A 12,834-nucleotide genomic window follows, 5' to 3' on the forward strand; every position below is an offset into this window, starting at 1 on the left:
ATTAATGCATGAAGGCTACGCTTTCCTACGAGCAGAAAGAGTTCGTTCGGTCGCTCCGGCGCCTTTTTGCGGACGAGTGCCCGCCGTCTCTGGTCCGAGAACTCCAGAACCCGGCAGCGAATCCTAAGCCTGCCTCGCTTTGGAGGCAACTTACGAAAGTCGGAGTGTTCGAGCTGGCGCTCAGCGAGGTCAGCGAAGATGGGGGCACGCTTTTCGATTTGGGCCTTGTTTACGAAGAGGGCGGACGAGCACTCTGCCCGACCATCGTATACACCACGATCGAATTGGGCTTAGCACTATTTCGCTTTGCCCCGGCATCCAAGTGGCTGCCTAGAGTCGCGGCCGGCGAGGTTCTCGCAACTAGTGCACTTGCTGATGCTGGCGATAGCTCGAATACTACTCCGTCACTGCGTGCAGAGCGTCACGGCTCGAAATGGCTGCTCTGCGGATTTCTCGACTTCGTTCCAAATGCCGATGCTGCGGACGTGCTTCTGACAACAGCTCGAGTCCAAGATCGGAGCGGAGTACCATCTGTTCTCGCCTTCCTCATTCCGCGAGAGGCCATCAAGGCGCAACGGAGACTCACGTTCGCTCGGGACACTCAGTGTCGGGTCGATCTCAATGGCGTACAGATAGATAGGACGCACGTACTTGCTGAGGGCGTAGGCCTGAAGCAAGAAGATCTGCACTGGGTCGCAAACGCGACAACGGCGCTCCATTGCATGGACATGGCGGGTGGAGCGCAGGCGGTAATCGATCGGACCGTCACGTTCCTGAAAGACCGACACCAGTTCGGGCGGCCAATCGCCAGCTTTCAGGCCGCGCAACATCACATTGCGAACATGCATATTGCCGTTGAGGGGGCCAGGCTGGCTGCCTATAGCGCAGTGTCGCTGCTGGGAAAGAACAGGACGGCCGAGCGTGAAACGGCGATTGCTAAGCTGAAGGCGAATGAGGCATACAAATTCGTCACATTGACCGCCCATCAGCTTCACGGAGGCATGGGCTTTATGCGTGAGTTTGACTTGCATCTGTGGTCGGAGCGCGCAAAAGCCATGGAACTTCGTCATGGAGCCTGGGATACGCAAATCCGCCGAATCGCGTCGGAGCTGACGGAAAGACGCCGTGAAGAGTGGGTGAGCCATCAAGCACCATAAAGTGAGGGACCGGGAATTTCCACTGCAAGCGGTTGGCTAGCAGAAGTGGTGGTGTTTGAATGGTCAGGCTACTTTCAGCTTTCATCTCAGCTAAGTTGAACCGCCGCGGGTTGCAAAATCTATGCGCTTAGCTTCTTGGGGCGACATACAGCAACAGAGAGCATCCTATTGAACAAATCAGCAATGAGCCCCACAGCAGACGAGATCATGCGGCAGCCGCTGAGGGGGGTTCGCGTAGTCGATCTAACCCACGTTCTTGCTGGCCCCTACTGCACCACAATCTTGGCTGACTTGGGGGCGGACGTTATCAAAGTCGAGAGGGTCGGTCTCGGCGATATGGGCCGCAGGGCTGATCCTTTGCGCGGGGGCGAGAGTTACAACTTCGTTGGCCTAAATCGGAATAAGCGTAGCGTGGCGCTGGATCTTAAGAATGACGCGGCCAAACAGATACTTGAGCGGCTAGTACAGCGTGCGGACGTCCTAGTAGAGAACTTCCGCCCCGGCGTCCTAGAATCGCTCGGCTTCGGTTCCGAGCGGCTCCTCGAGCTAAATTCCAAGCTGATCGTTTGTTCGATCTCGGGCTTTGGCCAGAGTGGACCGATGCGAGACCAGCCGGCTTTCGATCTCGTGGCGCAAGCGATCGCGGGAGTCATGAGTTTGACCGGGGAGCCCGGACGTCCCCCGGTGCGAGCGGGAGTGCCGATCGGAGATATTCTTCCGGGCGTTTTTGCTGTGGCCGCGATTGCGTCGGCACTCAACGGACGCATAAGATCGGGGCGAGGCTGTTTCATCGACATGAGCATGTTCGATTGCCTGCTCGCGACGCAATCGTATTTTGCGAGCCGCTATTTTGCCGATGGCGATATTTTGCCGCCGGTTGGATCAGGCGACCCTAAGGAATGCCCCTATGGAGCATTCGAGGCCGCCGACGGCTACGTCGCGATTGGCGTTTATGGCGATCATTTTTGGCCGCTGTTTTGCGAGGCGGCCGAGCTGCCCGATCTTGCTGTCGATCCACAGTTGAAAACGGCGGCCGGTCGTGTCGAACGACGGGAGGAGGTCGAGTCTGCCGTTGGCAAGTGCCTGAAGCAGAGGTCGGTCGCGGAATGGTGCGAGGCCTTCTCCCGTGTAGGGATTCCGAACGCCCCTGTCCTCGACGTCGGCAAGGCATTGGATCATCCGCAAACGCTCGCGCGGCGTATGATTTTGGAATTGCAGCACCAGAAGTCCGGGAACGTAAAGGTCGTCGGTAGCCCGATCAATGTTAATGGCAGATCCATCACGGAATCCGCGAAGCCGGCACCGATGCTCGGAGAGCATACTGAGCAAGTACTGTCGGAACTAGGATACGACGAGGCAATATTTAATCGGCTGCGTACCGAGGGTGTGATCGGAGCATGACCACATCATCAGGAGAACTCCTCGGGGGCTAGGGCGAGGGTTCGTGCAGCACGGTCCTCCAAAGCGGGTCAAGAGCGTTCTACCTAAATGAGACTGAAAACAGTTTGAACGACAAATGAAGGACCGATGATGGTTGAAATCATGCACTTGGAGCGCGAGAGCATGGAGTTCTCGCAGTTTTTTCGCAATGCTGGCGGGCAATACACCCAATGCCGGCCGGTGGTTCCCGACATTGGTGCAACGCTCGGTGCCACAATCGCTACGTATGACGGCTGTTCCATCGAATGGACGACAAAATATGAACAAGCTGCCATCGTGTTGGAAGGAGTTCTTCGAATCCGCACAGGCGATGATTTTGCCCGTGTGATCGAAGCAAGGCCTGGCGACGTGCTTTGGTTCCGCAAAGGAACCAGGTTGAAGTATGAGGGAGAAAAGGCAAGGGCGTTTTTCGCCATCTACCCCGCGGACTACCGCATCAACATTGCGAATACCCTTGTTGATGCTGCAGCAAAGCACTTCCAAGACGTGGGTGTCCAAGGTGAACTGATCAGGGGCACGAGAGCGGACACTTGGACTAGCTATGAAGTAAAGGCCTTCCTCGATCGTGTCTTTACTGAGAGCGGCAATGCCAAAGTGCACGTAAAGAGTCTTCGCATACCGCGAAGATGGCTCAGTACGGTCGGTGCCGCGGAGGATTCAGTGCACGAAGAGACATTCGGTGGGGTACCTTTGGCGCTGGCAAGCGATGACGACATAGAGATCGTGTTTCAACGGTCTTGACCGGGCAGGCATGGGGACGCCTCTGCCGGATTTTCTACAACGCACTTGAATGCCGTCGGCAGGCGCGGATCGGTACGACTGCCGCGCCAGTGCAGCCGATAGCCGATCGCTCACCCACTCCGCCAGACGGGGTCTCTTTGTCGTTTACGCTTCGATCTCCCATTTTATCCCGTCGGCGTACCGACGCGCTGTCGGAGGATATTTTTCACCCAGGTATCGAACCTCATCGTTGCTCGGCAATCGCAACTGCATGCCGATCTTTGGCAACATCCAAACCTACGAAAACCTAGTTATTGTCTTCCACGGTTCGTCCTCCAGGCGATAGGCTCTTTGAGTAACCCTCATTTCAATACCGCGTAGGGTGAACCACCTCACCGGCGGCATCCAGAAGAACAGAGACGCTACGCATCTCGAAGCACTGGCGGGCATTTTCCGGGAGACGGTTATCAGGGAGCCGCTGCCAGATGCTCGCGAACTGCTTAGCGTCGCACAACGACCATTGCTAGGACCGCGGAGATGGCCCCGGCGATGAGCTGTTAATTTCGGCAGACATCCACTGGCTGTCTGCCGGCCAGCGCCGCATACCGTCAATCCAACGGGACTCCACATAATCGGCGCTCGACAGCGACATCGGGATCAGCGTCAGATGAAGCAGTGCCAGCAGCAGCAATACGAGCGCGACGAACATGCGCATGTGCCGCGCCATCCAGCTAGTAAGGGCTCCGCAGGCGCGGACGTCGTGCGATCTTCGCACCGTCGCCGCGTGACAGCGACACGTGTATTACAAGTCGTCCGCCAGAGCTGTTGTCAAAAGCGCCGGAGTTCTACTCACATCTAGCGACAGCTGTCGAACACGTATCCCTCTAGATGAGGTAGGGGGGCTGCCAATCCCGAAGGTTTGCGCTATTCTCCAAGTCAATCTTCATTTCGAAGCGCCGCTCGGCCTCGCACAGGATTCACGGCCAAGATCGTTGTCGTGGATGCAGTTTTGGTCGTGCGTAATCAACTAGAGACCATGCCGGTTTCAATGAGTCGAAGTTGTCGCTTCCGTTATGCAAGCTTACTTCCGTCCGGCACGTGCGTGGCAGGACGTTATCGTGCGCGGGCAATCGTGGCTTGCGACTTGAAGACGACTTTGCGACAAGCACAGTCAGTATGCGCCTACAATACGCCTATGTTCAGTTTTTGAGATGCTAGTCGGCTATTCTTGGCGATCGAGGTCAGCCGTCTATTGAGATAGTCAAGCGACTCCTCATCAAGGCCGCCGAACATGGTCGAGTAGAGGGCTTCTCTTTTTTCTGATAGCTTCGTGATTTCTGCTCGCGCCTTTTGAGTCAGCGAGATCTGCAGGAATCTTGCGTCATCAGGCGACGTTACGCGGGTCAGGAACTCCATGTTCTCGAGTTTTTTCGTCTGATTAGTAACGAAGGCGGCGTGTATTCTCAGCTTATTTGCGACCGCAATTCCCGAGACGCCGCGACCACGGTCGAGCTCGTCAATGGCCATTAGGATCAACCATTGCGGTTCAGTCATTCCTAGCATCTGGGCCCAGCTTTTGTGTATTGCCTCAAGTTGGGAGTGGAGCTCGACAATGTTCCAGATGAAATCCGTAACGGCTCTATCGAATTGTTCTTCGGCCATTTGGTCTTTCCGTCTCAGGTGCCCATGCACCGCATGCTCTCATCGTTAAATCGCACATATCCGTCTCGGATGCTCTCCCGACATAAGCGGCATGTTATAAGCTTACTTACACAATTAATATAGCCAACCGTTGGTGCTCCAATCCGTATCTCCCCAGCTAACGTCTTGGCTGAAATGGGGTACCTGCGCAGGCCCAGAGGCAGACAAAGTGCCTGTCAGCTCGCTTTTTCTGCTCATCCCAGGCCCGGATGTTGCTGAATTGTGACATATTCGCAGTGAAAAACGACTACTCAAATTAATTAATTGAAACAATTGATATTCGTAAGTAAAACTTAGTCACCAAGGGGGACGACTCGAAGTTGTTCCGTCAAGCAGCCGCCCGCGGGCAAGGGCTAGTCGCGGCGGGTCTTGGAAGTCACGTAAACGATATTTCCAGCCTGGAGGTCTTATCAATGAAGCTGACAAAGCGTCTTGTCCTCTGTTCTGCAGCCGCGCTTGTCGGAGGCGGGGCACAGGCGGCGGATCTTCCCGTGAAGGCGAAGGCGATGGAGTATGTGAAGGTCTGCTCCCTCTATGGCCTGGGATTCTACTACATTCCGGGCTCTGACACTTGCATCAAGCTTAGTGGCTATGTGCGTATGTGGACCAGTGTGCGCTCGAATGTGATCGCTGCCACCGCCGATAGTGGCGCGGGTGGCGCACAAAATCGTCTTACAAACGACTACACCATCCGAACTCAAGCGAATTTTGGCATCGATACGCGCACCGCGACCGAGTATGGCCTCCTCCGCACCTACTTCCTGGCTGGTTTCAGGTGGACTGATGCGAGCTACAGCGCGCAAGGAAACGGAACGACCGTTTACCAGTCGATCGGCGGCGTTCAGGCGCCGAACAACGCTAATCCAGGTTCTGTTGCTGGCGGTACAGTCGCCGCCTACTACGCCTTCATTCAGTTCGCTGGTTTCACAATCGGTAAGGCGCAATCGCAATTCTCGCCGCCCTGGGCCGACTATCCGGCCAACTGGTACGACGTGGTTGGCGGCAGTGGCTGGGAGCCCGTCAACCAGTTCACGTACACCGCCGACTTCGGCCAAGGCGTCTCAGTCTCCGTCTCCGCCCAGGATCAAGTTGCCAACTACACAACCAACATCTGGAACGTGAGCGCGGTAACGCCCGCGAGTCTCGCCTCCGGTACCTATGGCGGCAACGACATTGGCGGAACGCGTGCGCCAGATCTCGTCGCCATGCTTCGTGTCGACCAGGCTTGGGGACTGTTCCAGGCGTCAGCTGCTGCTCACGACAATCACGCGGCTTTCTATGGCGCAACTGAGCTGACTGGCCATCCGGACGACAAGTGGGGTTGGGCTGGTCTGCTGGCGTTGTCGATCAAGAATATCCCGACTGGTCCGGGTGACACGATCAATATGGCGGGCGTGTACACAAAAGGTGCAAGCCGTTACAACTTCAACAGCTATATTGGCAGCACCTTCGCGATGTACGGCGGTACGAATTTGCAGGGCGTTTACCAGAGTGTCGGTCTCGCCGGTCTTTCCGACTCCGTGTTTGCCACCGCCTCCAGCCAGGAGTTGACCACCACCTACGGCTTTAACGGCGGCTATACCCACAATTGGAATCCGCACTGGGCCACCGCGATCTACGGCGGATGGGCCGCTGTGCGTTATAACGGTACCGCCAAGGGCTACATCTGCAATGCGGTAGTCACAGGCCTTGCGTTGTCGAGGGGGTTCGCCGGCTGTAACCCCGACTTCAACTATGCGAGTGTCGGTACATACACATCCTGGACTCCGGTCAAGAGCCTGACCTTCTTGGCTGAGCTCAACTACACGATGCTAGACCAGAAGTATGCGAGCGGAAGCACCGTGACGCTGCCACAGCAGTCCGGCATTGCCAAGCCTGGTGCCGCCTATGAGCTGAAGAATCAGAACAGCCTTACGATGCTGCTCCACGCTCAGCGCAACTGGTAACGCGCTGGCAAACCGCTAAAAATGCGAAAGAAAGCGACCTCCAAAGAACGCCTCCGGCATGCCGCCGGAGGCTCGTTTTGTCTGCCGAGTATAAACGACAGCCTGGACGTGGAAGTCCTCTATCCAGCCTGATGGAAGGGTTCGCAAAGCGCAAGGCGTCACCGCGAGGTGGGGCCTGAAGAAAGCGTGGAGCAAAGCCACGTCCAATGGACAAGATAAGAGGCCTACCCGGCGGGTTCGCGCGCCAAGGAAAACTGCGCCCTCGGCGTCACGAGGAATTGCCCCCTCCTTGGATAGCCGAGGAGAGAGCGAATGAACGAGGAGCGAATCACGGAAGGCTCGTCGTGGATTGATCCACGGGCAGGTGATGAAGACGCGAGATGACGTGGCGGAGATATTGCGCCTCAGGGCGTGCGGGTGGGTCTGAAGCGGATCGCGCGGCAGCTGGAGTGCAGCCTCCACACGGTGAAAGGCTACGTGGCGGCGGGCGGGGTGAATCCATTCAAGTCGCCTGAGCGTCCGAAGCGGCTCGATGGCCTTGAAGGTTGGCTGCGCGAGAGGTTCATTCAGCACCGCGACGATGCGGATGTGAGGCGTCAGGACCTTTTGGCCGAGGAAGGTGTAGCAGTCAGCCGGCGAACGCTGCATCGGCCTCGCCAAGGCGCATGGCGAGCGGCGCCAGGACGAGAAACTGCTCGCGCTGGCGAAGCGGCGAAGCCAAAGCCAAAGCTGCTGATCGTCGACGAATTCGGCTACCTGCGGCTAGGGCCCTACGCGGCGCATCTGTTCTTCCAGCTGGTCAGCCGCCGCTACGAAACCGGCGCCATGCTGAACACGTCGAACCGCAGCGGTGCCGAATGGGGCACCGTATTCGCCGATTCTGTGGTCGCCACCGCGATCCTCGACCGGCTCCTGCACCACAGCCACGTGCGGGTCCGCGGCGACAGCTACCGGCTCCGCGCCAAGCGAAAGATCGGCCTCATCAAGCCGCCGGCCGCTGACGGCCCTCCGGTCGGCTCCGCCTCCCTCCGTCCCGTCAGCGGCGGAGCCAACCTTCAACCGACATCATGAACCCGAGGGTGGGGCAGTTCTTCATGACGCAAAGGGGGCAGTTCCGGATGGCGTTTGGCAGCGGGATGAGCGGGCGAAGGAACGCGGTCCATCAAAACCGGGGTGGTAAATCCGGCGGGCGTGCGGCGAAGGCGGTCGATCTTACTCAAAGGGACCGAAACCCCGCAAGGCGGCCTGACCGCAGCGCAGAAGTCAGCCGAGGGCACAGTGTGCGCTGGGCAGCGCGTGAATCACGAGGGTTGAAGTCCCTTCGGTGCTCGAATGCCGAGCACCGTATCCGAAGACGGGGTAATGCCTCGTTGGTCAGGCGCGATAGCGTTTGAGAACAGAGTGTCCGGAGCGATTCGGAATCCGAAGGGTTTAAGGAGAAGTATCGGGCTGTATCGAGGGTAACTCACAGATGAATAGGTCGCCCAAAGAGCAGCCGGCTTTCGCCGGACGGGAGCCGATGGATCGCGTGCCGCCCCGGCTATCAGTCGTCGTACTCTCCCGACTCTTGCGGCGACTATTTCTCGAAGGCCAGCAAAGGGCATTCGAGGCCGGTGAGTTGCGACTCTTTTGTCATTGGAACGGCTGCGCGATTTCGTCGCATTCCGGCGCTATCTGGATGCCGTCCGTCAGGTCAACTGGGTGGTATATGCCACGTCACCCTTCGCGGGCGCTGAGCAGGTTCTGGAATATGTCGGACGTTACACACATCTGGTGGCAATCGCCAACAACCGGATCGTCAATATCGAAGATGGCAAGATGCGCTTCCGGTGGAAGGACTATCGCAACGAGAACCGGCAAAACGCTCGACGCCGGGGAGTTCATCCGAGCGGAGGGCACGGTTAGGCAGAGTTGCGGCGAGCCGATCGGAGTTCTTTCCTTCTTATCAACGGCCTAGACCGAGGCCAGCGGGATCTGACTCAGCATAATTCGAAGTTTCCTTAGCTGTCTTGATAGCAGCGAGAGTACGCCAACGATGGTCAAGCCGAGGCAAGGTTGCAGCAATCATCAACGTAATATGGACGCGGGTGACCTCGCACGCTAGTGACGCAGCTCATGGCCCATCTCCGGGCCCTGGGCATTCCTGCTTGACGGTGAGCAACTACCAGGGTCTGCTCGCCACCTCGCCTGCTGGCTCGTCAGGGAAAGGCTTGCAGTCGGCAACGTCGATGTCGCGTCATTTTGCGCGGCATCGCTGTCGCTGTCCCGGCATTCGCCGAGTGAAAGGACGTATCCGAGAAATACGTGGGAGAGCGCGCAGGCCTTGGCTTGCGAGCGGACGACATTCTCGCACCTCGTCTTCACGACTTCGATTGGCAGCACGCGACACTCACCGTTCGCGGAAAGGGCCGAGACCTGGATTCCGCTTCCTCAGGATGCTGGTGATGCTGTACTCGACTATCTCAAGCGAAGCCGACATGCGCGGACCAACAGGAGTTCTTCCTCACCTCGAATGCTATATTCCGTGTGCTGTCCGGCTCGACCGTCTCAAGCGTTGTTCGACGTCCGGTAGACAGCAGTGGCATCGTCGCTCCAGCTTCGGCATTCGGCCGCGCCGGCGATAATGCGAGGGGGCGCCACGCTTGACATGGTCGGCGCGTACTGCGTCACCGTTCGCTGGACACGACCGCACATTATACCAAGGTCGACATCGTGATGCTGCAGCAGATCGCGCAGCCCTGGCCGGAAGATGCGTGATGCTAAGCGGAGATCTTGCGCGATACCTGAACCAGCAGCGCCCGCTGGGCTTCAAGTTCCGCGTCTAGGAGATCCTGCTGAGAGGCTACGGTGCCTTCGTCGAGGAACTTGGCGATCGGCATATCTAAGGACAAGCGTGTTCTTGAATGGGCCGCACGCGCGGCACCCGGAGCAGCGCCGCAACCGGCTCCTCACCGCGCGACGGTTTGCGCTGTGATGTGGGCTGAGAACCTGCGCGATCAAGCTCCGGCGACGGACGCGCTCAGCCACGCTGTCTCCAAGCGTTGCTCGCCGTACATCTATAGTGCGGACGAGCTTGCGCGACTTCTTCGCGCGGCAGGGGCACTCCGGCCGGAGGGCTCGATCAGAGCGATTATGTGCGCACAAAGCTCTTCTGCTCGCCGCTACGGGCATGAGGATCGCAGAGGGATTGGCGTTGCCAATCGACGATGTGATCACCGACCGACCCGTCGTACAAGAGACCAAATTCCAGAAGAGCCGGCTGCTGCCACTGCACGCAACGGCACGGCTGGCACTCCAAAGGTATCTGGTCGCCAGCCAGAGGTTGGCCGCCATGGATCGCGCTCTCTTCATATCGGTCGCCGGCCGACCGCTGTCATACAACACCGTGCGCGGTGTCTTTCCGTAACTCCTCGATCGCACCAATCTCAGGGGCGCACACTCGGGGCGAGACCCGCGCATCCACGATCTACGCCACACCCATTGCGGTCCGATCGCTGGAGCAGTGCAGCCACGACTCGTTCTGCAATCGTTCGGCGTATCGTCGTGCTCGGCACCTACCTCGGTTATGCGCACGTAACCGACACCTATTATTTGTAGTTTGCGGGCGACGCCGGCTCCGGTGAGCCAGATCGCCGAGGCGGGCGAGGCGTTACCCACCGAAGGTGCCGCTGACTGCGCTCGCGCTCCTATTCGAGCGACTTCTTGCGCGAGCATCTGCCCAAAGAGCGCAAGGCAAGCCAGCGTACCTGTGAGGCGTACGCGCAGAGCATCTAACTCCTGCTTGTCTTCGCAACTGGCCGGCTCAAGACCATGCCGGCCAAGATCGAGCTCGAGCAGCTCTATGCGCCGCTGATACTGGCATTCCAGGAGCATTTGGAGAAGAAGCGCGGCAACTCAGCGCGAACACGCAATGCCCGACTCGCTGTGATCAACTCGTTCTTCCGCTTCCTGGAGTACAGACTGCCATCTTGCCTCGACCAGTCGCGGCGGATCCATGCTATCCCGATAAAAAAGACAGATCGGGCCCTTATCGGGTACCTCACGCGCGAAGAGCTGCAGCAGCTTGCTCGCAGCCAGCGTCGTCACATAGCCTCTTTTCGGTTCTCCCTGGCTCCGGCTCAGTCAAAGCCGCGACAAATCCCGGTTTCCCGTCGCTGGCGCCAAGCGCGCCTTGTCGCGCCAGCCGGCGCCACCCGAACAGATGGCTTGGGAAAAGTCCGTGCAACGACAGAAACAGGATCGCGCAAGAATACATCTCCTCCACAATCCGGCGCATCGCTTCGACGCTGAACCGCCGACGCCGTCCCGTGTCGATGATCTCCAGAACCTTCACGTCATTGACAGTCGATATGGTGTCCATATCGCCTGCAATCATGACAATCGCACACTTCTACAAGGCGGCCTCGCTCGGCTTTCAATTACCAACATTTCCAGCCGATGCGATTTCGGCGCCGAGTTCGATATCTGTGAGTCTCGAGGCCGCGCCAGATGACAACATTTCTGGTGGCGGATCGCCGGCCCTGGCCAAGTAGCCACCTAGTCGTGCAAGCTTGGTAAGGTAAGATGCAAGGGTTCCAGGGCGACATCGTCGATGGCTGGCGCCGCTGATGAGTTGATCGAGCAATGCGATCTCGGTGTCCGTCAATGCGAGCTTCGGTGACCCGTCTGGGGCGATGCGATTGAGCATGGTGAGTCAGAGGACGCGCCAGCTGAGAATGCAGAAGACCGCCATTAGATTGGCGAGTCGCTCCGCGGTCCGGAGTTTTGAGTCTTCCGCCTTGCAGCCCGATTTCAGGATTTTGTGGAACACCTCGATTTTCCACCGCATGGCGTACCAGTTGATCTTCTCGATTGCCTCGGAGCGCCCGCAGACGGCCAGGTCCGTGATGAGCTTCCACTCAATCGGTTTACGGCCCTTTGGCGTGCCGCGCTGTGGATGGACTATAGTCAGGTCGAGGGCTGGATAACGTTTCTGCTTCCCGATGGGAGGCAAGACTGCGATCCGCTTGAATTTGATTTCCAGCGCGGCCTCCTTCGTCTCGCCCTTGTCATTGCGCACGTCGATATAATGCAAGCCTTTGACGCTGGTCTCTTCCATCTCGATTGCAATCGTATGACCGCCATCGCCCGCCAGCCGATCGACGCAGCCGCGATACAAGGAAGTGAGCGCCAAGCTCTTGCGTCACGCAATACAATTCGTAGATGTCGCTTTCGCGGTCACCGATATGAATGCAACACTCCGGCTGTCCGAGGAGCCGCTCGATCGATTGCCTGAGATTGTCGAGCCAGCGAACGCTCTCCTTCTTCTCGATCGGAACGCGGGTCGGGTTGATCTTCTTGAGCTGCGCTGTGCCTTTGAACTTTTTCTGTGTCCAGAACTTCACCGCCGCCAATCCCAGCGGTAGGCCCTCGACAGTCACGGCAAGACTGGAATGCAGCAGCATTCCGCAGACCGTGTGATGGCGCCAACGGCCATCCTTGTCCCGGCCGGTGTTGTGACGCTCTTGGTGGCCGATAGCGCTCGTGTTCGCGCGTTGGTAGGAGAATTCCGTCGTGTCGTGAACGAGGAGAATTCGGCCTGTACAATCATCGTAACGCGCGCGTGTGGCGGCGAAGTGGCCGCTGAGGATGTCGGCTTCCTCCACGCGCTCGTTGGCGAATAAGCGGTAGGCCGCCTTCGTGTTCGCCCAGTCCCGGCACGCGAACGGTATGCTCCCGCCCATGCCGTCACCAATTTGCTTCAACTAGCTCGCCAAATCGCTGACCAAGACAGGCATCCTTGAAAGCTGTCTTGTCGATCTCGCGCTCTGTCCAGTGTTCGACGACGCTTTCATCACCATCATCCCGGCGACCATCCGGGCCGGCCGACC

The 12,834-nt window shown here is 58.2% G+C and carries 12 protein-coding genes and 1 pseudogene; 7 read left to right on the plus strand and 6 right to left on the minus strand.

Going from position 1 to position 12,834, the window contains the following annotated elements:
• Nucleotides 1–8 precede the first annotated feature (8 nt).
• From AAFG13_RS37250 to AAFG13_RS37260, 3 genes are all read left to right on the plus strand, one after another.
• Nucleotides 9–1,157 carry an acyl-CoA dehydrogenase family protein gene (locus AAFG13_RS37250; protein ID WP_342709987.1) on the plus strand — a complete coding sequence of 383 codons (1,149 nt, stop codon included), beginning with the start codon at nt 9–11 and terminating at the stop codon, nt 1,155–1,157.
• Nucleotides 1,158–1,325: 168 nt separating this feature from the next.
• Complete coding sequence (locus AAFG13_RS37255; RefSeq protein ID WP_342709988.1) at nt 1,326–2,558, plus strand: CoA transferase; 1,233 nt, start codon at nt 1,326–1,328, stop codon at nt 2,556–2,558.
• A gap of 126 nt (nt 2,559–2,684) precedes the next feature.
• On the plus strand, nt 2,685–3,338 hold the full coding sequence (locus AAFG13_RS37260) for a hypothetical protein (RefSeq protein ID WP_342709989.1): 654 nt from the start codon (nt 2,685–2,687) through the stop codon (nt 3,336–3,338).
• A gap of 502 nt (nt 3,339–3,840) precedes the next feature.
• On the opposite strand, the gene AAFG13_RS37265 is transcribed toward AAFG13_RS37260, so the two are convergent.
• Nucleotides 3,841–4,032, minus strand: a complete 192-nt coding sequence (locus tag AAFG13_RS37265; RefSeq protein WP_342709990.1) for a hypothetical protein — start codon at nt 4,030–4,032, stop codon at nt 3,841–3,843.
• A 467-nt stretch (nt 4,033–4,499) separates the two neighbouring features.
• Complete coding sequence (locus AAFG13_RS37270) at nt 4,500–4,979, minus strand: MarR family transcriptional regulator (protein ID WP_342709991.1); 480 nt, start codon at nt 4,977–4,979, stop codon at nt 4,500–4,502.
• 452 nt (nt 4,980–5,431) lie between these two features.
• Between AAFG13_RS37270 and AAFG13_RS37275 the strand changes: the two genes are divergently transcribed.
• Complete coding sequence (locus AAFG13_RS37275) at nt 5,432–6,964, plus strand: porin (protein WP_342709992.1); 1,533 nt, start codon at nt 5,432–5,434, stop codon at nt 6,962–6,964.
• A 15-nt stretch (nt 6,965–6,979) separates the two neighbouring features.
• On the opposite strand, the gene AAFG13_RS37280 is transcribed toward AAFG13_RS37275, so the two are convergent.
• Nucleotides 6,980–7,612, minus strand: a complete 633-nt coding sequence (locus tag AAFG13_RS37280) for a hypothetical protein (RefSeq protein WP_342709993.1) — start codon at nt 7,610–7,612, stop codon at nt 6,980–6,982.
• A 4-nt stretch (nt 7,613–7,616) separates the two neighbouring features.
• Here AAFG13_RS37280 and AAFG13_RS37285 point away from each other — a divergent pair.
• The 3 genes and pseudogenes from AAFG13_RS37285 to AAFG13_RS37295 all read left to right on the plus strand — a co-directional run.
• Nucleotides 7,617–8,035: pseudogene (locus tag AAFG13_RS37285) on the plus strand (ATP-binding protein); the annotation flags it as partial.
• A gap of 564 nt (nt 8,036–8,599) precedes the next feature.
• Complete coding sequence (locus AAFG13_RS37290; protein ID WP_342709994.1) at nt 8,600–8,869, plus strand: transposase; 270 nt, start codon at nt 8,600–8,602, stop codon at nt 8,867–8,869.
• 1,264 nt (nt 8,870–10,133) lie between these two features.
• Entirely contained in the window at nt 10,134–10,370 is a 237-nt protein-coding gene (locus tag AAFG13_RS37295; protein WP_342709995.1) for a tyrosine-type recombinase/integrase, read from the plus strand.
• 633 nt (nt 10,371–11,003) lie between these two features.
• On the opposite strand, the gene AAFG13_RS37300 is transcribed toward AAFG13_RS37295, so the two are convergent.
• From AAFG13_RS37300 to AAFG13_RS37310, 3 genes are all read right to left on the minus strand, one after another.
• On the minus strand, nt 11,004–11,339 hold the full coding sequence (locus AAFG13_RS37300; RefSeq protein ID WP_342709996.1) for a hypothetical protein: 336 nt from the start codon (nt 11,337–11,339) through the stop codon (nt 11,004–11,006).
• Between the two features lie 318 nt (nt 11,340–11,657).
• On the minus strand, nt 11,658–12,062 hold the full coding sequence (locus tag AAFG13_RS37305) for a hypothetical protein (protein ID WP_342709997.1): 405 nt from the start codon (nt 12,060–12,062) through the stop codon (nt 11,658–11,660).
• Nucleotides 12,013–12,708, minus strand: coding sequence for a transposase DNA-binding-containing protein (locus AAFG13_RS37310; RefSeq protein ID WP_342709998.1), 696 nt, complete (start codon nt 12,706–12,708; stop codon nt 12,013–12,015). The genes AAFG13_RS37305 and AAFG13_RS37310 overlap by 50 nt, the downstream gene beginning before the upstream one ends.
• Nucleotides 12,709–12,834: the final 126 nt, after the last annotated feature.

Origin of the sequence: Bradyrhizobium sp. B124, assembly GCF_038967635.1 — a bacterium.
In the GTDB taxonomy this organism is placed as follows: Bacteria; Pseudomonadota; Alphaproteobacteria; order Rhizobiales; family Xanthobacteraceae; genus Bradyrhizobium.